General features: G+C 72.6%; 21 protein-coding genes. 8 read left to right on the forward strand and 13 right to left on the reverse strand.

From position 1 onward, the window contains the following. The first annotated feature begins 125 nt into the window (after window positions 1–125). Window positions 126–1,187 carry a 3-oxoacyl-ACP synthase III family protein gene (locus tag ACQCO7_RS04635; protein WP_464070592.1) on the forward strand — a complete coding sequence of 354 codons (1,062 nt, stop codon included), beginning with the start codon at window positions 126–128 and terminating at the stop codon, window positions 1,185–1,187. Here the strand turns inward: ACQCO7_RS04635 and ACQCO7_RS04640 are convergent. Then, entirely contained in the window at window positions 1,132–3,330 is a 2,199-nt protein-coding gene (locus ACQCO7_RS04640) for an MMPL family transporter (RefSeq protein WP_464070593.1), read from the reverse strand. The two genes, ACQCO7_RS04635 and ACQCO7_RS04640, sit on opposite strands and share 56 nt — an antisense overlap. A 121-nt stretch (window positions 3,331–3,451) precedes the next feature. Between ACQCO7_RS04640 and ACQCO7_RS04645 the strand changes: the two genes are divergently transcribed. From ACQCO7_RS04645 to ACQCO7_RS04660, 4 genes are all read left to right on the forward strand, one after another. After that, entirely contained in the window at window positions 3,452–3,775 is a 324-nt protein-coding gene (locus tag ACQCO7_RS04645) for an antibiotic biosynthesis monooxygenase family protein (RefSeq protein WP_075736808.1), read from the forward strand. Window positions 3,776–3,959: 184 nt separating this feature from the next. Beyond that, window positions 3,960–5,456: an alpha/beta hydrolase gene (locus ACQCO7_RS04650; RefSeq protein ID WP_464070594.1), complete on the forward strand. Its 1,497-nt coding sequence runs from the start codon at window positions 3,960–3,962 to the stop codon at window positions 5,454–5,456. Between the two features lie 143 nt (window positions 5,457–5,599). After that, a complete protein-coding gene (gene dacB / locus ACQCO7_RS04655) occupies window positions 5,600–6,937 on the forward strand; it encodes a D-alanyl-D-alanine carboxypeptidase/D-alanyl-D-alanine endopeptidase (RefSeq protein WP_464070595.1) in 1,338 nt (445 codons plus the stop codon). Between the two features lie 128 nt (window positions 6,938–7,065). Beyond that, a complete protein-coding gene (locus ACQCO7_RS04660) occupies window positions 7,066–8,364 on the forward strand; it encodes a Gfo/Idh/MocA family protein (protein ID WP_464070596.1) in 1,299 nt (432 codons plus the stop codon). Window positions 8,365–8,415: 51 nt separating this feature from the next. Here ACQCO7_RS04660 and ACQCO7_RS04665 read toward each other — a convergent pair whose 3' ends face one another. Both ACQCO7_RS04665 and ACQCO7_RS04670 read right to left on the reverse strand, forming a co-directional pair. Continuing rightward, on the reverse strand, window positions 8,416–9,141 hold the full coding sequence (locus ACQCO7_RS04665) for a TetR/AcrR family transcriptional regulator C-terminal domain-containing protein (RefSeq protein ID WP_464070597.1): 726 nt from the start codon (window positions 9,139–9,141) through the stop codon (window positions 8,416–8,418). Between the two features lie 233 nt (window positions 9,142–9,374). Then, window positions 9,375–10,409 (reverse strand): aldo/keto reductase, encoded by a 1,035-nt coding sequence (locus ACQCO7_RS04670; RefSeq protein WP_464070598.1) that lies wholly within the window; start codon window positions 10,407–10,409, stop codon window positions 9,375–9,377. An 88-nt stretch (window positions 10,410–10,497) separates the two neighbouring features. Here ACQCO7_RS04670 and ACQCO7_RS04675 point away from each other — a divergent pair, with 88 nt between their 5' ends. Then, the gene (locus ACQCO7_RS04675; RefSeq protein ID WP_464070599.1) at window positions 10,498–11,127 is read left to right on the forward strand and encodes a TetR/AcrR family transcriptional regulator; all 630 of its coding nucleotides are present in this window, start codon (window positions 10,498–10,500) and stop codon (window positions 11,125–11,127) included. 432 nt (window positions 11,128–11,559) lie between these two features. Here the strand turns inward: ACQCO7_RS04675 and ACQCO7_RS04680 are convergent, their stop codons facing one another. The 9 genes from ACQCO7_RS04680 to ACQCO7_RS04720 all read right to left on the reverse strand — a co-directional run bounded on the left by ACQCO7_RS04680 (window position 11,560) and on the right by ACQCO7_RS04720 (window position 18,479). Beyond that, on the reverse strand, window positions 11,560–12,717 hold the full coding sequence (locus ACQCO7_RS04680; protein WP_464070600.1) for an MFS transporter: 1,158 nt from the start codon (window positions 12,715–12,717) through the stop codon (window positions 11,560–11,562). 114 nt (window positions 12,718–12,831) lie between these two features. Then, a complete protein-coding gene (locus tag ACQCO7_RS04685) occupies window positions 12,832–13,086 on the reverse strand; it encodes a hypothetical protein (RefSeq protein ID WP_464070601.1) in 255 nt (84 codons plus the stop codon). Between the two features lie 31 nt (window positions 13,087–13,117). Beyond that, entirely contained in the window at window positions 13,118–13,966 is an 849-nt protein-coding gene (locus tag ACQCO7_RS04690) for a PEP/pyruvate-binding domain-containing protein (protein ID WP_464070602.1), read from the reverse strand. 156 nt (window positions 13,967–14,122) lie between these two features. Further along, window positions 14,123–14,662, reverse strand: a complete 540-nt coding sequence (locus tag ACQCO7_RS04695) for a hypothetical protein (protein WP_464070603.1) — start codon at window positions 14,660–14,662, stop codon at window positions 14,123–14,125. A gap of 240 nt (window positions 14,663–14,902) precedes the next feature. After that, on the reverse strand, window positions 14,903–15,319 hold the full coding sequence (locus ACQCO7_RS04700; protein ID WP_464070604.1) for a tetratricopeptide repeat protein: 417 nt from the start codon (window positions 15,317–15,319) through the stop codon (window positions 14,903–14,905). Between the two features lie 24 nt (window positions 15,320–15,343). Further along, window positions 15,344–16,417: an LLM class flavin-dependent oxidoreductase gene (locus ACQCO7_RS04705; protein ID WP_464070605.1), complete on the reverse strand. Its 1,074-nt coding sequence runs from the start codon at window positions 16,415–16,417 to the stop codon at window positions 15,344–15,346. Between the two features lie 159 nt (window positions 16,418–16,576). Continuing rightward, the gene (locus ACQCO7_RS04710) at window positions 16,577–16,918 is read right to left on the reverse strand and encodes a GNAT family N-acetyltransferase (RefSeq protein ID WP_464070606.1); all 342 of its coding nucleotides are present in this window, start codon (window positions 16,916–16,918) and stop codon (window positions 16,577–16,579) included. Next, window positions 16,911–17,894: a pirin family protein gene (locus ACQCO7_RS04715; protein ID WP_464070607.1), complete on the reverse strand. Its 984-nt coding sequence runs from the start codon at window positions 17,892–17,894 to the stop codon at window positions 16,911–16,913. The genes ACQCO7_RS04710 and ACQCO7_RS04715 overlap by 8 nt, the downstream gene beginning before the upstream one ends. 96 nt (window positions 17,895–17,990) lie before the next feature. Then, on the reverse strand, window positions 17,991–18,479 hold the full coding sequence (locus tag ACQCO7_RS04720; protein WP_464070608.1) for a MarR family winged helix-turn-helix transcriptional regulator: 489 nt from the start codon (window positions 18,477–18,479) through the stop codon (window positions 17,991–17,993). 153 nt (window positions 18,480–18,632) lie between these two features. Between ACQCO7_RS04720 and ACQCO7_RS04725 the strand changes: the two genes are divergently transcribed. Together ACQCO7_RS04725 and ACQCO7_RS04730 are read left to right on the forward strand one after the other, a co-directional pair. After that, window positions 18,633–19,664: an ATP-binding cassette domain-containing protein gene (locus tag ACQCO7_RS04725; RefSeq protein WP_464070609.1), complete on the forward strand. Its 1,032-nt coding sequence runs from the start codon at window positions 18,633–18,635 to the stop codon at window positions 19,662–19,664. Next, window positions 19,661–20,491, forward strand: coding sequence for an ABC transporter permease (locus tag ACQCO7_RS04730; protein ID WP_464070610.1), 831 nt, complete (start codon window positions 19,661–19,663; stop codon window positions 20,489–20,491). Before ACQCO7_RS04725 ends, ACQCO7_RS04730 begins: the two co-directional genes overlap by 4 nt. Here ACQCO7_RS04730 and ACQCO7_RS04735 read toward each other — a convergent pair. Continuing rightward, complete coding sequence (locus ACQCO7_RS04735) at window positions 20,446–23,508, reverse strand: ATP-binding protein (protein ID WP_464070611.1); 3,063 nt, start codon at window positions 23,506–23,508, stop codon at window positions 20,446–20,448. The genes ACQCO7_RS04730 and ACQCO7_RS04735 overlap by 46 nt on opposite strands. Window positions 23,509–23,538: the final 30 nt, after the last annotated feature.

The following is a 23,538-nucleotide window of genomic DNA, read 5'->3' on the forward strand; positions in this document are numbered from 1 at the left end:
GAACGAGGGGGCGGCGCCGGACGGGTCGCCCCACCGGCTCCCCGGCACCGTTCGCAAGGCCCCTGTGTTCGCAAGGCCCCTGTTCGAGAACTCCCGTTCGGAAAGCTCCCTCTTCGGAAGGCTGAATGATGAACGCCTCCATAGGCATCATCGGCACCGGCTCCTACCTCCCCGCCCGGCGCCGTACGAACGCCGAGGTCGCCGAGCTGGCCGGAGTCTCGGCGGAGTGGATCGCCGGCAGAACGGGCGTGCTCGCCCGGCACGCCGCCGCCCCGGACGAGGCCGCGTCGGACCTGGGCGCGGCGGCCCTCAAGTCGGCCCTCGCGGCGGCCGACCTGGAGGCCGGGCAGCTCGATGTGATCGTCGTCGCGACCTCCACGCCGGACGAGCTGGGCCCCGCGACGGCCTGCCGGGTACAGGCCCTCACCGGCGCCCGGCACGCGGTCGCGCTGGACGTCACGGCGGCCTGTTCGGGCTGGCTGTTCGGAGCCCGGGTGGCCCGCGACTGGCTCACCGGCGACAGCTCGGCCAGGTACGCGGCGGTCGTCGGCGTGGAGGCGTACTCCAAGTTCGTCGACCCCACCGACCGCGCCACCGCCTCCCTGTTCGGGGACGGCGCGGCGGCGACGCTCCTCGGTCCGGTCGCCGAGGGCCAGGGTTTCGGCGCGTTCACGCTCGGCTCGGACGGCCGGTACGCGGACCACGCGATGATCGCGGCAGGCGGCAGCCGGCTCCCCGCGCCCCTCGGAGCCCAGCACATCACCATGAACGGCAAGGGAGTTCGTGACTTCATCCTCGACGTGTTCCCCCGCATGCTCGCCCACGCGCTGGGCCAGGGCCGGGTCACCCTGGACGACGTCGCCCTCGTCGTCACCCACCAGCCGAACCCGGTCCTGCTCCAACAGGCGGCCCGCGACATGGGGGTGACGGATCGTCAACTCGTCGTCGTGGGGCACGAGGTGGGCAACATCGGCGCCGCGAACATCCCTTACGCGCTGGCGAAGGCGGCGTCCGAAGGGCGGCTGCACGCGGGCGACCTGGTCGTCATCATCGCGTTCGGCGGCGGGGTGACGTGGGGGACGACGCTGCTGCGCTGGACGGGAGCCTCGGCCGTACGGGTCGCGCCGACCGTCAGTCGGGTTGTCCGGTCCCCGCCTGCGGGGTCGGCGCGGGGTGGGCGCGGCTGAGGGCCTCGCCCTCCACGTCGAGGTGCGGGAGGAGGCGGTCGAGCCACTTCGGGAGCCAGGCGACCCTGTCGCCGAGGAGGGCGAGGACGCCGGGGACGAAGGCCATGCGGACCACGAACGCGTCGAAGAGGACGGCGACGGCGAGCCCGAAGCCGATCATCTTGATCATGGACTCGTCGGCGGTGACGAACCCGGCGAAGACCGAGATCATGATGAGCGCGGCGGCGGCCACGACCCGGGCGCTGTAGCGGAACCCGGTGGTGATGGACTCGCCGGCGCCCTGGCCGTGGACGTACGCCTCCCGGATGCGGGAGACGAGGAACACCTCGTAGTCCATCGCGAGGCCGAAGACGATGCCGACGAGGAAGATCGGCATCATGCTCATGATCGGGCCGGTCGACTCGACGCCGAGGAGCGAGGCGCCCCAGCCCCACTGGAAGACGGCGACGACGCAGCCGAGCGCGGCGAGCACCGAGAGCAGGAAGCCCAGCGCCGCCTTCAGCGGGATGAAGATCGACCGGAAGACCATCAGCAGCAGGAGGACCGCGAGCCCGACCACGACGACCAGGTACGGGATCAGGGCGCGCTGGACCTTCTGGGCGACGTCGATGTTGAGCGCGGTCGAGCCGGTGACCTCGAAGGTCGCGCCGGTCCCGGCGACCGCCCGCGAGCGGTGGTCGCGGATGGTGTGGACGAGGTCCTCGGTCTTCTTGTCGGTCGGCGACCAGGCGGAGACGGCGGAGAAGACGGCGGTGTCACCGGCCTTGTTGAAGCGGGGCGCGGTGACCGAGACGACGCCCTTCGTCGCCTTGACCCGGTTCTCGATCGTGGTGACGGCGGTCTTCGCGTCGCCCGCCTTCTCCGCGTCGACGACGATCGTCAGCGGGCCGTTGAAGCCGGGGCCGAAGCCCCTGGCGAGGTCGTCGTAGGCGCGGCGTTCGCTGGTCGCGGTCGACTTGACCTCGTCGCCGGGCATCCCGAGCTGGAGGCTCAGCACGGGGATCGCCAGCACGATCAGGCCGGCCATCGCGGTGAACCGGACCGGGAAGGGATGGCGCTGCACGAACTCCGCCCACCGGCTGCCCCGGTTGCCGAACACGCCCTGCACGCGCCGCCCGGTGAGCCGGTAGCGCCGCGAGAGCACGGCACGCGGCCAGAACCCGATCAGCGCCGGGGTCATCGTCAGGCAGACGAGGACGGCGAGGACGACCGCGCCCGCCGCGCACAGGCCCATCTTGGTGAGCATCGGGATGCCGACGACGGACAGGCCGGCCAGGGCGATGACGACGGTGAGGCCCGCGAAGACGACGGCGGAACCGGCGGTGCCGACGGCGAGTCCTGCCGCGTCCTGTTCGGTGTGGCCGTTGGCGCGTTCCTCCCGGTAGCGGGACAGGACGAACAGGGCGTAGTCGATGCCGCAGGCCAGGCCCAGCATCGTGGCGAGGGTGCTGCTCGTCGAGGTGAGGCCGAACGTGCCGGCCAGGAGGGTGATCGCGGTCATGCTGATCCCGACGCCGAGCACCGCCGTGAGCAGCGGGAGACCGGCGGCGGCCAGCGAGCCGAAGGTGACCAGGAGAACGACGGCTGCTACGACGATGCCGATGACCTCGCCGACGCCGCCCGGGCTCGGGGAGTCCGCGAGCGCCGTGCCGCCGGTCTCGACGGTCAGGCCCGCGTCCCGCGCGCCCTTCGCGGCGTTCCTGAGGGTGTTCTTCGCGGTGTCCGTGAGGTCGTCGGGGGCGACCGTGTAGGTGACCGTCGCGTACGCCGTCGAGCCGTCCTTGCTGACGGCTCCCACCTGGAAGGGGCCCACCGCCGAGGCGACCTGCTGTCCGGCCGCCGCCTGGGTGACGGCCTTGTCGATCGCCGCCCTGTTCTCTTCCGACGTGACCTTCTCGCCCTTGGGCGCCACGAAGACGACGCGTGCGGTCGCACCGTTCGCCTGGGCGCCGGGGAACCTCTTGTCCATCAGGTCGAAGGCACGCTGCGCCTCGATGCCGGGGGCGGAGAAGGCGGTGTTCGGGGCCTCGGGTGCCTGCGCGGACGCCGCGCCGAGGCCCACCAGCACCAGGATCCACAGCAGCGCCACGTACCAGCGCCGCCGGAATGCCAGTCTGCCCAGGCGGTAGAGCAACGAGGCCATGCGGAACGCTCCTCACGTGCGGCCCCCGGGCTCACAGTGTCGGGCAGCCCCCCGTGCCCCGCATGTCGTGATCCGGGGGCCGGTGTGCCGGTGCGCCGCACGTGGCAGGCAGGATGAGCGCATGAGCGTAGTCAAGATCAACGTACTGACGGTCCCGGCGGAACAGCGCGAGACCCTGGAGAAGCGCTTCGCGGGCCGCGCGCACGCGGTGGAGAACTCCGACGGCTTCGAGTGGTTCGAGCTCCTCCGCCCGCTGGAGGGTACGGAGGAGTACCTCGTCTACACCCGCTGGCGGGACGAGGAGTCCTTCCAGGCATGGATGGAGGGCCCGATGAAGCAGGCCCACCAGGGCGGGGCGGGCGGCGAACGCCCGAAGCCGGCGTCGTCGGCGTCGACGCTGTGGTCTTTCGAGGTGGTCCAGCAGGCGGGCCCGAAGGGCGAGTGAATCCAGGGACCGGGGGCGCTTTTCGGGCGCCTCCGGCTCAAGGGTGAGGGGCGCGCTGACTCGGCCGTCTCCGGCATGTGGTGTTACCGGCAACGGGGGCCGTACACAAGGGGGTTGGCACCCGGGTGGGTCGGCGGGACCGCCGGAGTGTCCGGGCCGCTCGCGGTCTCTAGCGTGGGGTCGCGTGACAACTTTCGCCGTACGAACCCGAGTTGCCCTCTGTTCCGCACTAGCCCTCGCCGCGCTCCCCCTCACCGCGTCGGCCGCCACCGACCCCTTGGCCCGCTTCCACGAGCAGCGGCTCGACTGGAAGAGCTGTGTGACGGGCCCGGACGACACCACCGGGAAGGAGTTGGCGCAGGCCGGGGCCAAGTGCGCAGATGTCACTGTGCCGTTGGACTACGCGGACCCCGGCGGCCGGACCGTCACCGTAGCGATATCCCGTATCCGGGGCACCGACACCGCCCACCGCATCGGCCCGTTACTGCTGAACGGCGGCGGCCCGGGCGGCTCCACGATCGGTGACGCGCCGTGGATCCACGGGGAGTTGAAGGGGATCGCGGGCCGGTACGACGTCGTCGGCGTCGACCCCCGTTTCGTCGGCCGCAGCACGCCGCTGGACTGCGAGTGGCCCACAGGCACGTCCCTTTGGAGCGCCCCGGCGAAGTTCGACGCCGGCTTCGCGCGCGACCTCGCCGCCCTGTGCCACAAGAACGCCGGGGACGTCCTCCCGTACGCGACGACCCGCAACACCGCCCGCGACATGGACGTGATCCGCGCGGCGCTGGGCGAGCGCAAGGTCTCGTACCTGGGCTACTCGTACGGCAGTTACCTGGGCGAGGTGTACGCGACGATGTTCCCGGCCCGCGTCGACCGCATGGTCCTGGACGGCGTCATCGACCCGGCCCGCTACTCCCCCCGCCTCCTGCGCGTGGCCGAGCCGGAGAACCGGGCCGCGCTGAGGGACTGGGCGCGGTGGACGGCGACCAGGCACGCGACGTACGGACTGGGCGCCACAACCGACGCCGTACTCAGGACAGTCGACCGCATCCAGGCAGCGGCGACCCGCGAGCCGCTGACCGTGGGCCCGTACGAAGTCGACGAACGCGTCGTCCCGATGCTCCTGCTCACCGGCCTCTCCCAGGACAACGACCAGGCGTACGGCGAACTCGCGCGATCCGTAAGGGACTTGGCCACGCAGGGCGGCCCGGCCGACCCGTCCCCCGCACTGCTGGAGACACTGAAGTTCATCCTGACCGGCGACGAGTCGTCGTACGGAAGCGTCCAGTCGGCGATCCTCTGCGGCGACGTCCCCACGGAACGCGACCCCGAGGCGTACCGGCGCGACATCGAGCGCGGCCGGCTGACGGACCCCCTCTTCGCCCCCATGACCCGCAACATCGGCCCCTGCGCCTTCTGGCCCGCCCCGCGCGAGACCCCGACGGCGGTCCGGGACGACTTCCCGGCGCTCCTGGTGAACGCGACCGGCGATCCGCGCACCACGTACGCGGGCGCGGTGGCCCAGCGCCGCAACTGGCCGTCGTCGCGGCTGATCACGCTGGCCGGCCCGGCGCAGCACGCGGTGTTCGGGGTGTACGGGAACGCCTGCGCGGACGACGGGGTGCGCGCGTATCTGGCGAGCGGACGGCTTCCGGCCGGGGACGTGACCTGCCACGCCTGACAACGAACAAGGGCCTCGCTTCTGTTGAGAAGCGAGGCCCTTTCCTGCCCTTTTCACATCCCCTTCACCCCTACTTGAAGGTACAAGCTACTTCGGCTGCTACTTTTCGCCGAGATCCATCCACTCCCCCGCTAGGACCCCCCATGTCGAGCACCCCCCTCTCCGGCGCGCGTGGGCGTCACCGCAAGCCCCGCGAGATGAACCCGGCGGTCCGCCGCGCACTCCTGGTCGCGGCGGTGGCCCCGGTCGCCGGCACGATCCTGGCCGGCCCCTCCGCGTTCGCCGCCGAGAAGGCCACCGCGACGAAGGCCGGCGCGACGGAGCTCGACCCCGCCGAGCAGAAGATCGCGGACAACCTGAACACCCGCGTCCAGGACGCCCGCCTCGGCACGACGTTCAGCGGCGTCGTCATCGACGCCAAGTCGGACAAACAGGTCTGGGGCCACGACGCGGAGACCGCCCTCATGCCCGCGTCCAACGCGAAGCTCGCGACCTCCACGGCCGCCCTCACCGTCCTCGGCCCCAGCCACCGCTTCACCACGAAGGTCGTGTACGGCGACGGCGCGCTCACCCTCGTCGGCGGCGGCGACCGCACGCTGACCTCGGCCGACCTCCAGGAGCTGGCGAAGACCGCGGCGGCCGGCGTCAAGGCGGCGGGCCTGGCCTCCGTCAAGGTCCACGTCGACGACAGCCTCTTCCCCGAGCCGTCCCTCGCGACCGGCTGGAACGACGGCTACTACCCGGACAACATCGCGCCCGTCCGCGCGCTGGTCGTCGACGGCCACGGCGTCATGGACACCTCGCTCGACGCCGGGCAGGTCTTCGCGAAGCTCCTCACCGAGCAGGGCGTCACCGTCGACGGCGACGTCGCGCACGCCACCGCCGCCCGCACGGACGTACCCGTCGCCCGCCACACCTCCGGCAAGCTGTCGGAGATCGTCAAGAAGATGCTGAAGACCAGCGACAACAACATCGCCGAGACGCTGCTGCGCATGACCGCGCTCGGCGCCGGGCGCCCCGCCACCTTCGAGGACGGTACGGCCGTCGTCCGCGACGTCCTCGGCTACCGGTACGGCGTCTCGCTGGAGAACTTCGAGATCCACGACGGCAGCGGGCTCTCCCGCGCCGACAGGATCCCGGCGCAGACCCTCGCGGACATCCTCGACCTCACGACGAACCCGCGTTACAGCCACACGCTGAAGTACATCAAGGACGGGCTGCCGGTCGCCGGTGAGGCCGGTGCCACGCTCGGTCCCGAGTGGGGGCGCTTCGACACGCCCGACTCGTCGTGTGCCGTGGGCAAGGTGATGGCCAAGACGGGGACGCTGACCGGGGCCATCGCGCTGAGCGGGTTCACGCAGGCGCAGGACGGGCGGTGGAAGGTGTTCTCGTTCGTCGAGAACAACTCGACCGCCGCGCCGGGGGCCATCAAGGACGCGATGGACGGGCTGGCGGCGACTGTCAACGGATGCTGGGCGTAAGGGAGTCGACCTTCTGAGGGAGTCGACTTTCCGAGGGGGGCCGCCGGCGCCGGGTGATCTTTCGGCTCGGCGTCGGGGTGGGTACGCTCCGACGCGGTGTTTTTCGTACGTCGGAACGGAGACCCCGCATGTCCAGTGTTCCCCGCCGCCGCGTCGCCGTCGTCGGACTCGGCTCCCGCGCCCGGCTGTTCGTGAACGCGCTCGCCGGGCCCTACGCGGACCGGTACGAACTCGCCGGGTTCTGCGACACCAACTCCCGCCGGATGGCCGTCCACAACGAGTGGCTCGGCGGCGGGACACCCGTACCGGCCTACCCCGCCGGGGAGTTCGGCGAGATGCTGCGCCGCGAGCGCGTCGACCTCGTCGTGGTGTGCAGTGTCGACCGGACCCACGACGAGTACATCGTGCGGGCGCTGGACGCCGGGTGCGACGTCGTCACCGAGAAGCCGATGACGACCGACGCGGACAAGGCCCGCCGCATCCTCGCGGCCCGCGAACGCACCGGGCGGGACGTCCGCGTCGCCTTCAACTACCGTTACAACCCGGCCCATTCGGCCGTACGGGAGCTGCTCGCGGACGGCGCGATCGGCGAGGTCGGGTCCGTGCACTTCGAGTGGCTGCTCGACCTGCGGCACGGCGCGGACTACTTCCGCCGCTGGCACCGCGAGAAGGCCGACTCGGGTGGACTGATGGTCCACAAGGCCACGCACCACTTCGACCTGGTGAACTGGTGGCTGGACAGCTCACCCGAACTCGTCTACGCACAGGGCACGTTGTTCTTCTACGGCTCCGAGGCGGGCCAACGCCGGGGGCTGGCGCGGGAGTACGACCGTGCGCACGGCCGACCTGCCGCCTCGGACGACCCCTTCGCCCTGCACCTCGCCGACGACCCCGACCTCACGTCCCTCTACCTGGACGCCGAGTCGGAGGACGGCTACCACCGCGACCAGAACGTCTTCGCGCCCGGCGTGACCATCGAGGACGACATGGCGGTCCTCGTCCGGTACGCCTCGGGCGCCTCCCTGACGTACCACCTCACCGCGTACGCCCCCTGGGAGGGGTACCGGATCGCCTTCAACGGCAGCGAGGGGCGGCTGGAGCTGCTCGTCGAGGAGACGACCTGGACCCCGCCCCGGGTGAGCGCCGCTTCGACCCACGGCGTCGAGGCGAACGCCGGCCGTACGGAACTGCTGCTGCGCCGGTCCTGGGAGCGGCCCCGGGAGATCGAGGTGGCGAGCGGGGAGGGCGGGCACGGGGGTGGGGACGTGCGGATGCTGGAGGATCTGTTCGGGACGCGGGCACCTGATCCGCTGGGGCGGGCGGCGGACGCGGTGGACGGGGCGCGGTCGCTGGTGACGGGGTTGGCGGCCAACCGGTCGTTCGAGACGGGGGCGGTGGTGCGGACGCGGGATGTGCTGGACCTCTGAGACACGCGGTCTCCTTCAGGGAGGGTTCTGCGCGCGGGGGAGGCGGCGATGTCACCCCCTGCCCGGCAGCCTCATCGCCAGCCCGTCCAGCACCACGTCCAACCCGTACCGGAACTTCGCCTCCCGCGCCTCCTCCGGCCCCTGCCCCTCCGGCGCCGGGTGCCCGTCCGCGAGGTGCGTGTACCCGGCCGCCGCCTCTTCCGCCGCCGGCATCAGGCGGGCCACGAACCCGGCCTCCGTGTCCCCGGACCGCGCGACCGTCCCGAGCCACGCGGCCTCCGTCGCGCTCATGCCGGTGACGTACGACAGGAGCGCGGAGATCGCGTTGCCGGGGTCGGGGAAGCCGGCCCGGACGAAGAGCGCGGCCAGGCTCTCGGTGCGGGACATGAGGTTGGGGCCCAGGTAGGCGAGGCCCGCCTGGCCGAGGACGGAGGCCAGCCACGGGTGGCGCAGGATCGTCGCCCGGAACGAGAACGCCGCGTCCGCCACCGCGCCCCGCCAGTCGTCGCCGTCCGCCGGGGGTACGGCGATCTCACCGAAGACCTCGTCGGCGGCCAGCTCCATCAGCTCGTCCTTGGTGGCGACGTGCCGGTACAACGAGGTCGCCCCCGCGTTCAGCCGCGCCCCCAGCTTCCGCATGCTGAGCGCCTCGACGCCCTCCGCGTCCAGCATCGCGACCGCCTCGCGCACGATCGCGGCCCGGCTGAGCGCGGGCTGATCCGGTTCGCGCCGGGGGCGGGCCCATACCGAGGGGATCGGGTTCCGCTTGGCCGTCATGACGCTCCTGTTCCTCGCCGGTGCGTGGGTCCTGGCCAGCATACCCCGCGGTGCGTACACCGTTCCCTCCGTGCGCACATCGTTCCCCGGGCACCCGGGGCGCTGCTCGCGGGGCGTACACCGCCGGACGGGAGCGGTGGGTCGGCGCGCGGACCCTCGTCGACGACTCCCGCGACCGTCCGGCGCGGTCGGTCGCACGGCTCGCCGCGCCCCCGGAAGGCGGCCCCTCATCCTCACACCATCGGCGGGTTCAGGCGGGCGAACCCCTCCTGGCGCTGGTACGGGAAGTGCGGGTACGGGGCGGTCCGGGCGCTCGCCCGGTCCAGGCGCGCCATCTGCTCGGGCGTCAGTTCCCAGCCCACCGCCCCCAGGTTCTCCCGGAGTTGACGTTCGTCCCTGGCGCCGATGATGACCGAGGACACCGTGGGGCGCCGGAGCAGCCAGTTGATGGCCACCTGGGGAATCGTCCGGCCGGTCTCCTGGGCCGTTTCGTCGAGCGCGTCCACCACCCGGTAGAGGTGCTCGTCCTCCACCGGGGGACCGTAGTCGGCCGTCCGGTGCAAGCGGCTCCGCTGCGGCAGGGGGCGGTCCCGGCGAACCTTTCCCGTGAGGCGGCCCCAGCCCAGCGGGCTCCAGACCACCGCGCCCAGCCCCTGATCCAGGCCCAGCGGCATCAGGTCCCACTCGTAGTCGCGGCCGATCAGCGAGTAGTACACCTGCTGGGCCACATACCGGGTCCGCCCGTGCCGGTCCGCCGCCCCCAGCGACTTCATCGTCTGCCAGCCGGAGAAGTTGGAGACGCCGAGGTAGCGGATCTTCCCCGCCCGCACGAGGTCGTCGAGCGCCGCCACGACCTCCTCCACCGGCGTCGCCGCGTCGAACGCGTGCAGCTGGAACAGGTCGATGTGGTCGGTGCCGAGTCTGCGCAGCGCACTCTCGCAGGCGGCGATGAGGCGGGCGCGGGAGGTGCCGGCGTCGGCGGGCCCCTCGCCGGTCGGCAGGCCCGCCTTGGTGGAGACGAGCACCCGGTCCCTGCGGCCCTTGATCGCCTCGCCGAGCGTTTCCTCGGAGGCTCCGTCCGAGTAGACGTCCGCCGTGTCGAACATCGTGATCCCCGCGTCGAGGCAGATGTCGACCAGCCGCCGCGCCTCCCGCACGTCCGTGCTGCCCCACTCGCCGAACAGCGGTCCCCGCCCGCCGAAGGTTCCGGCGCCGAAGCTCAGCGCGGGAACCTTGAGGCCGGACGCGCCCAGTTGCCTGTACTCCATGACCACTCTCCCTTAACGGGTCCTGCGTTCCCTTAAGATGTCCCCACCCTAACAAGCATTGACCGACTAACGGAACGGGAGTCCCGTTATGGAGACCGAGGGCGCCGATCCCGGAACCCTCCGGCCCGGTGGACGTACGGCCCGGGTCCGAGCCGCCGTCCTGCGAGCCGCCGGAGACGTCCTCGCCGAGGAGGGCTTCACCCACCTCGACCTCGCCGACGTCGCCCGCCGCGCCGAGGTCGGCAAGACCACCGTCTACCGGCGCTGGGGCACGGTCACCGGCCTGGTGGCCGACCTCCTCACCGACATGGCCGACCAGTCCCTCCCCCGCACCGACACCGGCTCCCTCCTCGGCGACCTCAGGGCCAACGCCCGGCTCGTCCAACGCACCCTCACCGATCCTCGCCAGGGCGCCCTCTTCAAGGCCGTCATCGCCGCGGCCACCTGCGACCCCCGAACCGCCGAGGCCCTCCACCGCTTCTACGCCGTCCGCGTCGAGGAGTGGGCCCCCTGCGTCCGCCAGGCCGTCACCCGAGGCGAACTCCCGGCCGGCACCGACCCTCACGAGGTGATCCGCGCCGTCTCCGCCCCCCTCTACTACCGTCTCCTCACCACCCCCTCGCCCCTCACGGAATCCGACGCGGACCACGCGGCGGAAGCGGCGGCGACGGCCGCACGGGCGGGGGTGTTCGTGCGGGACGGCAATCCCTTGAGCTGACCCTCCGCCTTGCACCTCCCTTGAGCGGGTCCGTCTTCGCCGGCTTGATGTGCGACGCCCTGACCGGCTTCGTGAGGTGGAAGAGGCCACGTCGTCCAGGCCGTCCACTGGTTCCAGCGTGGCCTCTGCCGGCCCTGCCGTCGTGGATCAATCTTCGCGGAAACCGGTCCGCCGCCGCCTCGGCCGTTCGGCCAGTACTCCCGCCGCAGAAACCGCCCCGTCACCCGAACGGGGTCGGCCGTTCGGCCGAGGCGGCGGAGCGGGGAGCCGGGCCAGAATGGGGGAAAGCCGCCGCCGAGGCCGAGGCCCAACAACCGCAGAACCACCCCGCCCCATCACTCGCCCCTCACCCCCCAACTCACCCACCACCCAGCCCCTCAACCCCTCCCCCCTCGGCCTCACCCACCACTCACCCCCTCAACCTCACCCACCTCAATCCCGCACCGCGACCACCTTCTCCGTACGAGCCGCGACCACCATCACCCCGAGCCCCACCACCACAATCCCCGCCCCCACAAAGAGAGGTGACCGATAGCCCAACCCGACCGAGATCGCCACACCCCCCAGCCAAGCCCCCAACGCGTTCCCCACATTGGAGGCCGACACATTCGCACTCGCGGCCAGCGCCGCCCCGCCCGCCTGATCCGTGACCCGGGTGATCATCCCCGGCACGCTCGCGAACCCGGTCACCCCCATCAGGAACACCAGCACCACCGAGGCCCTCTGACTCCCCGCCAACAGCCCGAACACCGCCAACGTCACCGCGAGTCCCGCCAGCGCCCACACCAACGCCCGGTCCCGATCCCGGTCGGCCGCGCGACCGCCCACCAGATTCCCGACGACCAGACCGACCCCGTACACCATGAGCAGCCAGGCGACGTCCGCCGAGGAGAAGCCGCCGACCTCGGTGAAGGTGTACGCGATATAGCTGAACGCGCCGAACATGCCGCCGTAGCTCAGCGCGGTGGCGGCCAGAGTGAGCCAGACCTGAGAGGAGCGGAACGCGAGGAACTGTTCACGCAGACCCTGTGAAGCGGGCGGCGACGCCGTGGCCGGGACCAGGGCGGCGATGCCGGCCAGCGCGAGGACGCCGATCACGGTGACCGCCCAGAACGCGGCCCGCCAGCCCCACCGTTCACCGACGAGCGCCCCGAACGGCACGCCGAGCACGTTGGCGACGGTGAGACCGGCGAACATCACCGCGACGGCCTGGGACTTCTTCTCCGGTACGACGAGGGCGGTGGCGACGAGCGAACCGATGCCGAAGAAGGAGCCGTGGCACAGGGCCGCGACGATGCGGCCCAGCATCATCACCCAGTAGTCGGAAGCGACAGCGGAGAGGAGATTGCCGATGACGAACAGGGCCACCAGGCCGACGAGGACCTGTTTGCGGGGGAGCCGGGCCGTCGCCGCGGTCAACGCGATCGCACCGACCGCGACGCTCAGCGCGTACCCGGAGATCAGCCGGCCGGCCGCGGCTTCGGACACCGCGAAGTCGGCCGCGACCTGTGGCAGCAGTCCCGCGATGAGGAACTCGGTGAGCCCGATGCCGAATCCGCCGAGGGCCAGCGCGACCAGTCCGATCGGCATCCGTGACTCTCCGCTCGCGCGCCGGGACATCGACACCGGGAGATCACTATGCCATCCCTCGGCCGGAGAGCTTCTCCAATTCCGTTGCCAGCGGCGCCGGTTGCTCCTCGACGGTCACGTGACGAGCTGCCGGTCGGCGTCGGCCGTCAGGTCCACGGCGAGCAGCGGCAGCGCGGACCGCAGCCGCCCCACCCGCCACGCGGCCCCCGTCCGCCGGACACCCGGCGCCTGGTCGACGAAGTCGAGCACGGGATGCGCGGACGGCACGGCGCCGAGCAGCCGCGGATCGGCGGCGGCCCGCCCCCGTGGGGTCGTGACGGCGGGCAGCCGCCGGGGCGCGGCGCCCGCGATGTCGAGCGCGAGGGTCAAGCCCGTGGGACATGGGTTCGGCCCAGAGGTCCTACTCCAGCGGCTGGAGGACGCCGGGCAGCGGCTCGGCGACCGGTCCGGGGCCCAGGAGCCGCGCGCCGGGGGCGGGCCGGGCGGCCGTCGCGGTGATCGGCCGTGTCTGGAACAGCCACAGCTTCCCGTCGCCGTCGAACCCGAACTCCATGTCCTGCGGCCCGCCGAAGACCCGCTCGGCCTTCTTCGCGAGCCGCACGAGCCGGGCCCGCTGCCGATGGGAGAGGATCCGCTCGCCGGGTGGTTCGGTACGGACGAGGCGGGCCCTGCGGGTCAGCCGGTAGCGCACGCCCTCTGCGCTGCCGTCGACGAGTTGGTCGGGTCCGCCGCGTACGGCGCTGACGAGGATGTGGTCGGTACGTCCCTCGACGGGGTCCGCGCCGGACATCACTCCGCCGACGGACGAGGTCAGCATGGGCTGCACGAGGACGGCCGTCCCGTCGTCCTCGGGTCCGCCCTCCGGTGGCCGCAGGCGCCGTGCTCCGCGCGCGGAGTCGAGGACGGCGCCGACGGCGGCCTTGAACTGCTCCCAGCCTCGGACGTCGGGCACGGACTCGACGCGGCCGGCCGGGGAGGAGTCCTCGGTGTCCTCGTGCGCGGAGGAGGACCGGACGACCAGGGGGATCCGGTCACCGCGGAGTTCGTGCCAGAGGGCTCGTACGGAGTACTCGCCGGCCGGTGCGTCGGGCGCGCGGTCGACCGGTACGAGGACGAACCCCGGCAGCGTGGGGAGGCCCGCGGCGGCGGCCCGTGCCAGGTCGGCGGCCTTCACGCCCGTGACGGCCGCGTGCCGCGCCTGCTCGGAGTCGAGCGGTACGACAGCCAGTTCCGTGCCTTCGAAACCCATGGGTGTCCCCTCCAGCGAATGCGAATGCGGATGCGGATGAGCGAATGCGGATGTACGAACATCGGCCTGCGCGCCGAGCCGGGTGACCGCCCGCGCAGCAACACGCGCAGCAGCCTGTGCAGCCGGCCCTCCCGATCGGCCCGCGCAGCAGCCCGCTCAGCCGGACCGGCGCAGTGGCGCGCTCCCGGTCAGTGCCCAGGCCGCACCGGGCAGCGCCACGGCGAGGAGGGCGACGAGGAGGTGGTCGTCGGCCGCGAGGACAGCTCCGGCGCCGACGACCGCCGCGCCGAGCAGCGCGCCGGCGCGCGTCAGGGAGTGTTTCGCCCCGCCCGCCAGGGCCAGCGCCATGAGGACGTACCAGCTCGCGGCGGTGCCGGGGAGGTCCAGGTAGTCCTGGACGAGGGAGGTCTCGTGGGCGGGTATGCCGTGCCGGGCGACGAGGACGGCGAGGCCGCCGGCGCCGGTCAGCAGGAGGGCGACGGCGCCGCGTGCGTAGCGGTTCTGGTCGTGGCGGGCCAGCCACAGGAGGGTCAGCGCGGTCGCGGGCCAGCGGACGAAACCGTCGGCGTCGGAGGCGAGGCGTACCGCGTCGTCGTGGAGCGCGAGGGCGGCGTACGTGGCGGCGGTGGCGAGGGCCATGCCGCCGGCGACGAGCCGCCAGTCGAGGTGGTGGCCGCGTATGGCCGGTGTGCTCACCGGACCGTTCCCTCGGCCATGGTGCCGGGACAGTCGTCCTTCACGGCAGCCTCCTGTTTCCACCGGCCGCACTGCTGTGTCCGGCCGTCCGGAGCTGTTGACACATCAACCGCCCTCCATCTCGCCCCCTTGAGATGTCAACAAGTCCCGGCGCGGAACATTCCCCGCCGGACAACACAGAACGCGGGGGCGTCCGCAGCACCGCCGCGGACACCCCCGCCCCCACGTCCCCTCACCCGCTCACGCGTCCTGCGGGAACTCCCCCGAGAACGCCCCGGCCATCCGCAGCCACGGCGCCGCCTCGGCCTCCCGGCCCTGCCGCTCCAGCGTGCGGCCCAGCATCAGGTGGGCGTAGTGCTCGACCGGGTCGCGCTCCACGATGATCCGCAACTGCTCCTCGGCGCGGCCGAGTTGCGCGGAGTGGTAGTAGGCGCGCGCCAGCAGCAGGCGGGGCGCGGTCTGCTCCGGGAACTCCTCGGCCACGCGGGCCAGGAGCTTCGCGGCGCCGGTGTAGTCCTTCGCCTCGAAGAGCAGCCCGGCCCGCTCCCACAGCTCGCCGGGGGTCTCCTCACGGACGGCGCCGGGGCCGTCGTCGAAGAGGTGCAGGGCACTGGCCCAGCGGTCGGGGGCGACGCCGGCGTTGAACTCGGCGGTCATGGTGGCTCCTTCTCAGATCTGCGTTCAGCGGGTCGCGAGCGGCGAACCGTGGGTCGGCGGCGCGTCCGGCACCCCAGCCGGGCGCCGCGCGGCGAACTCTTCGCGGAGTACGGGTACGACGAGTTCCCCGAGCATCTCGACCTGCTCCAGCGCGGTCTCCAGCGGAATGCCGCCGCCGTCCACGTTGAACAACTGGCGCTGGTAGTCCCCGGCGTACTCCCGGAAGGTGAGCGTCTTCTCGATCACCTGGTCCGGCGTACCGACGGTCAGCGGTGTCTGCGCCATGTAGTCCTCCAGCGGGAGCCCGCCGCCCATGACCGGCGAGTGGTCGAACACGGGCCGGAACTCCCGGATCGCGTCCTGGGAGTTGGCCCGCATGTAGACCTGCCCGCCGAGTCCGACGATCGCCTGTTCCGGCGTGCCGTGCCCGTAGTGGGCGTACCGCCGCCGGTACAGGTCGACCATCCGCTTGGTGTGGTCGGCAGGCCAGAAGATGTTGTTGTGGAAGAACCCGTCCCCGTAGTAGGCGGCCTGCTCGGCGATCTCAGGCGACCGGATGGAGCCGTGCCAGACGAACGGGGGTACGCCTTCCAGCGGGCGCGGGGTGGAGGTGAAGCCCTGGAGCGGCGTACGGAACCTGCCCTCCCAGTCGACGGTGTCCTCGCGCCACAGGCGGCGCAGCAGGGCGTAGTTCTCGATCGCGAGGTCGATGCCGTCGCGGATGTCCTTGCCGAACCAGGGGTAGACGGGTCCGGTGTTGCCGCGGCCCGTCATGAGGTCGACGCGGCCGTCCGCGAGGTGCTGGAGCATCGCGTAGTCCTCGGCGATCTTCACCGGGTCGTTGGTGGTGATCAGCGTGGTGGAGGTGGAGAGGATCAGCCGCTCGGTGCGCGCGGCGATGTAGCCGAGCAGGGTGGTCGGCGAGGACGGGACGAAGGGCCGGTTGTGGTGCTCGCCGGTCGCGAAGACGTCGAGTCCGACCTCCTCGGCCTTGAGCGCCAGGGCGGTCATCGCCTTGATCCGCTCGTGCTCGGTCGGGGTGCGTCCCGTGGCCGGGTCGGTGCTCACGTCGCCGACGGTGAAGATGCCGAACTGCATCGCCCTCGGCCTCCCATCTGGTTGATGTATCAACTCCGACGGGAAGAACGCGCTCCGGTCGCTCCCTATTCCGGCACCCCGGCAGCGTTCCTTTCCGGCACCTCGGCCGCGTCCTGTTCCGGCGCCCCGGCCGCGCACCCCGCCCGGGCCCTCGCGGCCCTACTCCGCCCCGCCCCCGAGCCGCTCCTTCAGCCACCCCCGCACCTCGGGCGTCACCGGATCGACGAGGTCGCCGAACCCGTCGTGCCGCTCCAGGTACCGCGCGACATAGGGGCAGATCGGCACGATCCGCTTCCCCGAGGCGCGCACGTCGCCGAGGGCGCCCAGCACGAGCCGCGCCGCCAGCCCCTGCCCGCCGTACTCCTCACCCACCTCGGTGTGGAAGAAGACGCGCTGCTCGCCCCGGTCGCGGTAGGCGGTGAGACCGGCGCGCCGGCCGTCCACCACGATCTCGTACAGCTCCTCGGCGTCGACGCGCCTGACCAGCGGGGACTCACTCATCTCGGGGACCTTTCACGGGGTTGCCGCGCGGACGGATGACCGCGCCCGGCAGGGCGGGGGCGGGGAGGCGGGCGCCGGGGTAGCCGGTCACGGCACCGAAGCGGTCGCCCTCGGCCTCCCACTCCTCGCGGGCGCGGACGATGTCCTCGTGGGTGCGGCCGACGAAGTTCCACCACATGACGATCTCCTCCTCGAAGGGAGTGCCGCCGAGGAGGACCGTGCGTGCCGGTTCGCCGGACTCGTTGGCCAGCGTCAGGGTTCCGGCGCCGCAGGGGACGTACCCGAGTTCCGCGTGCCGCAGGGTGGTCGCGGCGAGGCGGACGGTCCCGGTGTCGATCAGGACGCCGTGCTCGAAGGACGGATCGACGGCGAGGGTGACCTCGGCGTGCGGGGCGAGGACGAGTTCGGCGCCGAGGAGCGGGGTGAAGGTGCGCACCGGGGAGGCGCTGCCGGCGAGGGTGCCGAGGAAGACGCGGAGTTCGGCGCCGTCGAGGTGGACCGGGTCGGGGGCGTGGTGCTGGAAGTCCCGGGCGGCCGAGCGGTGTTCACCGGGCAGCGCGAGCCAGAGCTGGACGCCGTGCACGAGGGTGGTCGCCGGGGTGGTGACCTCCGAGTGGCAGATGCCGTGGCCGCCGGTCATGAGGTTCAGCTCGCCGGGGCGGATCAGGGCGTGGGTGCCGAGGCTGTCGCGGTGCTCGATCTCGCCGGCGAAGAGCCGGCTCACGGTCTGGAGGCCGGTGTGGGGGTGCGGGGCGACGTCCATGCCGCCGCGCCCGGCGACCTCGGTCGGGCCGTAGTGGTCGACGAAGCACCAGGCGCCGATCAGGGTGCGGGCGCGCTGCGGGAGCGTGCGCCGTACCGAGAGGGAGCGGGGGCCGCCGAGGGGGACCTCGCGGGGTGTCAGGACGTCGACGGCGTCCGGTGGGGAGTCGCCGCCGCACTTCAGCGCCTCGGGGTCGGTTTCGACGTCGCTCACCGGGGCCACCTCCCACAGGCTCTAGTTGGCATGTCAACTATCATGCCATGGGCCTGCCACGCGGGACAGCGCCCGTCGCCCCGGCACACCCGAGCCTCAGTCCGCCTCGGCGGTGGGGTGCTCCGGCGCCTCGTCGATCTTCCTCACGACCCGTTCCGACACCTCGGCGATCACCCGCAGCTCGGCCGGTGTCACATGGTCGAGGAACAGCCCCCGCACCGCCTCCACGTGCCGGGGAGCGGCGGCCTCGATCATCCGGCGCCCCTCGTCCGTGATCACGACGAACGCGCCGCGCCCGTCTTCGAGGCACTCGTCGCGCAGCACGAGCCCGCGTTTGACCATGCGCGCGACGTGGTGGGACATGCGGCTCTTCTCCCACTCCAGCGCGCGGGCGAGGTCCAGGATGCGCCGGCGCCCGTCGGGGAGGTCGGTCAGTTCGACGAGGACCGAGAAGTCGGCGGCCGAGACGTTCGCCTCCGTCTGGAGCTGGCGCGTCAGGTGCCCCCGGAGCCGGTCCTGAAGGCGTACGAAGCCGCGCCACGCCTGCTGCTCTTCCGCCGTCAGCCACCGCACCTCTTGTTCCATGGGGGAAGTGTAGACGTGGTTGACACTTCACCGACTGCTCGGCCCGGCACCGGGCACCCCCCCTGACCACAGCCGACGCGGTCGCCCTGCACCCCCGCGCCCTGAAACCGCCGTGAAACCCCGCTGAACCCGCCCCGCCGCATCCTCTGCCGCATGACGACAGAACACATGACGGCAGAACAACGGCTCGCCATCGCGGCGTACGGGCTGCGCAAGGCGTACGGCGACAAGACCGTGCTGGACGGCATCGACTTCGAGGTGCCGACGGGCACGGTGTTCTCCCTGCTGGGACCCAACGGCGCGGGCAAGACCACGGCCGTCGGCATCCTCTCCACCCTGCTGACGGCGGACGCCGGGGACGGGAAGGTCGGCGGGTACGGACTCCGTGCGCAGGCGCACGCCGTACGGACCGCGATCGGGGTCACCGGGCAGTTCTCGGCGGTGGACGGGCTGATCACCGGCGAGGAGAACATGCTCCTGATGGCCGACCTGCACCACCTGGCCAGGAACGAGGGCCGCAGGGTCGCCGCCGAGCTGCTGGAGCGGTTCGAGCTGACGGACGCCGCGAAGAAGCCCGCGTCCACGTACTCCGGCGGCATGAAGCGGCGTCTCGACCTCGCGATGACGCTGGTCGGCGGCCCGCGCATCATCTTCCTCGACGAGCCCACGACCGGCCTCGACCCCCGTTCCCGGCACACGATGTGGGGCATCGTCCGTGAACTGGTCGCCGCCGGGACGACCGTCTTCCTCACCACCCAGTACCTGGACGAGGCCGACGAACTCGCCGACCGCATCGCGGTCCTGGACGGCGGCCGGATCGTCGCCGAGGGCACCCCGGCGGAGCTGAAACGCCTGGTCCCGGGCGGCCACGTACGCCTGCGCTTCACGGACCCGACGGCGTACGAACACGCCGCGACGACCCTGCGCGAGACGACCCGCAACGACGAGACCCTCACCCTCCAGATCCCGAGCACCGGCAGTCAGCGCGAACTCCGCGCGGTCCTGGACCGGCTGGACTCGGCCGGCATCGCGGCGGACGAACTCTCCGTGCACACACCGGACCTGGACGACGTGTTCTTCGCGCTGACGGCACAGCCGACGGCCGCCACCCCCACCCCGCCCGGCACCGCCGCCAAGAGCACAGCTCTCACAACCCCCGCCGCCACCGAGGAGCACGCCCGATGACCACCCCGGCCCCCACCTCAGCCCCCACCCCCACGCTCGCCCCCGCCCACGCCCTCCGCGACAACCTCACCATGCTCCGCCGCAACCTCCTCCACGCCCGCCGCTACCCCTCCCTCACCCTCAACGTCCTCCTCACCCCCGTCATCCTCCTGCTCCTGTTCGTCTACCTCTTCGGCGGCGTCATGAGCGCGGGCATCACCGGCGGCCCCGCCGACCGCTCCGCGTACGTCGCGTACATCGTCCCCGGCATCCTCCTGATGACGATCGGCGGCACAGCGCTCGGCACGGCGGTCGCGGTGTCGATGGACATGACGGAAGGGATCATGGCGAGATTCCGCACGCTGGCGATCTCCCGGGCGTCGGTCCTGACCGGCCACGTCCTCGGCAGCGTCCTGCAAACCCTCCTCGCGCTGGCCGCCCTGCTCCTGATCGGCGTAGCCATCGGCTTCCGCCCGAACGCGACCCCCCTGGAATGGCTCGCGGCGGCCGGTCTCCTGGCCCTGTTCAGCCTCGCCCTGATCTGGTTCGCGGTCGGCATCGGCCTCGCCTCCCCGAACCCGGAGGGCGCGAGCAACCTCGGTCTGCCGCTGATGATGCTGCCGATGGTGTCGAGCGCGTTCGTCCCGGTGGACGACATGCCGGGCTGGTTCCGCTGGTTCGCGGAGTACCAGCCGTTCTCCCCGGCGATCGAGACCCTGCGCGGCCTGCTGCTGGGCACGGCGATCGGTACGGCGAACGCGCTGCTGACGCTCGGCTGGGCCGTGGGCCTGTCGGTGCTGGGCTACGTCTGGTCGAAGGCGCTGTTCGTGAGGGAACCCAGGCACTGAAACGCGGCGTCACGCCCCAGCTCCCCGTACTCGGCCCGCGCTCGCGCGTACCCCGCCGCGTCGGCCCGCTCGGCGGCCTCGCGGGCACGCGCCGCCGACAGTACGGGGAAGTCCCGCGCCACCGGCACGAGTTCGCTCAACGCGACGAGCCGCACAGCCCCGGCGTCCCCCTCGGCGAGCCCCGCGAGCGCGACGGCGAGCAGCACCGCCCCGTACGAGGAACCCGGCGCAAGGCCGGGCAGCAGACCCCGCAACTCCCTTACCAGACCGGCAACTTGGTCCACCCGCCCGTGCAGGGCGTGCGCCGCCACCGCCCCCGCGCGCACCTCAAGCGACCACTTCAGCATGAACGGATCGTCGGCGTCGGCCGTCCGCACCTCCTCGGCCGTCCGCCGCCACAGCCGCAGCCCCGCCTCGACTCGCCCGCGCGCCAGCGTGATCTCCGCGCGGGCGCCGAGGTCGGAGCTGAACGCCACGGCGTTCTCCGGGCGTTGGTCGAGGCTGGCGAGTCCGTACCAGTACTCGGCCTCGTCGACGCGGCCCAGTTGGAGGCAGGCGAGGGTCAGCGCCCAGCGCACGCCGACGGGGTCGGACCAGTCGTTGTGGGAGTTGCCGTACGCGCCGAGCGTGTCGTGGGCGGCACGCAGATGGTCGTACGCCTCCTGGCTCCGCTGGGTGCGCAGGCACAGTTCGCTGATGCGGCCGTGCGCGAGCATCCGCAGGGCGGGGTTGCCGGAGGGGGCGAGCGAGGCGAGCATCCGGCGGGCGTGGTCGAGGGCGCGCTCGGTGTCCTGGGCGGCGTCCCACACGTAGCTCGCGACGGTCGACGCGGTCCCGGCGAGCATCGGCTCGTCCGCCGCGCAGAGTTCCGTCAGCCGTTCGTACCCGGGCGGGTGGATGTCCGGCAGGGCGGCCAGGACGACGGCGAGGGCGCGCGGCACGGTGTCCGGCGGGGCGGGCGGCAGCCGGCGCAGGGTCGCCAACTGGCGTACGGCGTGGGGGCCGTGGGCCATGAAGAGGGTGCCGGTGGCGACGACGGAGGCGCTGCGGAGGGTCTCGATGTCGCGGGGGTCGTCGGGTCGGTGGTGGGAGAGGGGGCCGCCGGTCTCCTCGATGAGCGCGGCGAGGCGGGCGTAGTGGGACTCGGTGGCCCACAGGGAGCCGAGGACGGCGGTGACGGCGGCGGTGGTGGCGCCGTCGTCGCGGGCCAGGGCGTGGCGCAGGGCGAGGACGAGGTTGTCCTGTTCGGCGCGGACGAGGTCCCAGGCGGGGACGGGGGCCGTACCGAACAGGACGTCGTGGTGGGTGCGGCCGAAGTCGCGGGCCCAGGTGAGGAGCCGGCCGGTGACGGCCTCGTCCTCGGCCGCCTCGGCGCGGCGGGCGGCGCCGAACTCGCGGAGGGTCTCCAGCATCCGGAAGCGGGTGCCGTGCGGGGTGTCGGCGACCTTGAGGAGGGACTGTCCGGTGAGCTGTTCCAGCAGGTCGAGCGGGTCGGCGGGGGAGCCGAGGACGTACGCGGCGGCCTCGGCGTCGAAGCCGCCGGGGAACACCGACAGGGCGCGCAGGGCGGCGCGGCCGTCCGGGCCGAGGAGGTTCCAGCTCCAGTCGACGACGGCCCGCAGGGTGCGGTGGCGTTCGGGGGTGTCGCGGGCGCCGCCGGAGAGCAGGGCGAAGCGGTCGCGCAGGCGGCGGGAGACGTCGGCCACCGACAGCACGCGGACGCGGGCGGCGGCGAGTTCGACGGCGAGGGGGAGGCCGTCGAGGTGGGCGCAGATCTCGGCGACGGTGTCGGCGGGCAGGTCCACCCCCGGTCGGGCGGCGCGGGCGCGCTGGACGAAGAGTTCGGCGGCGGCCTGTTCGCCGAGTTCGGGCAGCGCGTACACGGACTCCGAGGTCAGGCCGAGCGGGGCGCGGCTGGTGGCGAGGATCCGCAGCTCCTTGAAGCGGGCGACGAGGGTCTGTACGAGGTCGGCGACGCCGGTGACGACGTGCTCGCAGTTGTCCAGCACCAGCAGTGTGGGCCGGGTGCCGAGCGCCACGAGAAGGGCGTCCGGCATGCCCGTGCCGACGGCTGCGGCGACCTCGGCCGCGACCTCGTCGTCCGTGGCGACCCCGGCGAGCGGCACGAAGTGCACGACCGGCTGCTCGGCGGCGTGGCTCACGGCGTGCGAGAGGCGCGTCTTGCCGAGCCCGCCGGGGCCTGCGACGGTGACGACCCGCGCGGTGCGCAGCAGCCCGGCGACCGCGGCGACGTCGGCGTCCCGGCCGAGCAGGGGGTTGGGTTCGTACGGCACGCCGTGGCGGACGCGGGGCATGTCGGCGCTCAGCAACTCCTCGTGCACGTCGCGGAGTTCGGGTCCCGGGTCGATGCCGAGGGCGTCGCGCAGGTCGCGCCGGTAGGCGTCGTACCGGGTCAGCGCGGCGGCGCCGCCCTCGCAGCGCAGGAGTTCCGCGAGCGCCTCCTCGTCCCTGGGGGCCTCGCTCATCACGTCCCTGAGCGGTGCGAGTGCCTCCTGCCTCCGTCCGAGCCTGGCCAGGGAGAGTGCGCGGACCCGGGCCAGCGCACGCCGGGTGTGCGCGCGGTCGGCGCGCAGGGCGCCCAGCGGGTCGTACGGCGTCTGGTCGCCGCCGCCCTCCCACAGTGCGAGCCCGGCCTCGGCCCGCGCGAGCGCGCCCGCGTGGTCCCCGGCCCGCGCGCACCGTACGCTCGCCGCCTCGTGCAGGAGCAGCGCGGAGCTGTCGACCTGGGCGGGCTCGAAGGCGAGCCGGTAGCCCGTCGGCGTACTGACGACCACCTCGGCGCCGAGCTGCGCCCGCAGCCGGGAGACGAGGATCTGCACGGCCTTCGCGGGGTGCTCCGGCAGCTCCTGCGGCCACAGCCCCTCGACGATCCGGGCCGTCCCGCAGCCGGTGGCCAGCTCCTCGGCGAGCAGGGCGAGGAGACCGCGCAGCCGGGGCGCGGTGATCTCCCGGCCCCGGCAGGCGACGCGGGGCAGGAGGGTCAACTCGGTGGTCACTCCGGCAGGTTAGGTCACTTGTTGCCGAGC

This window comes from Streptomyces saintjeani, from assembly GCF_055409605.1.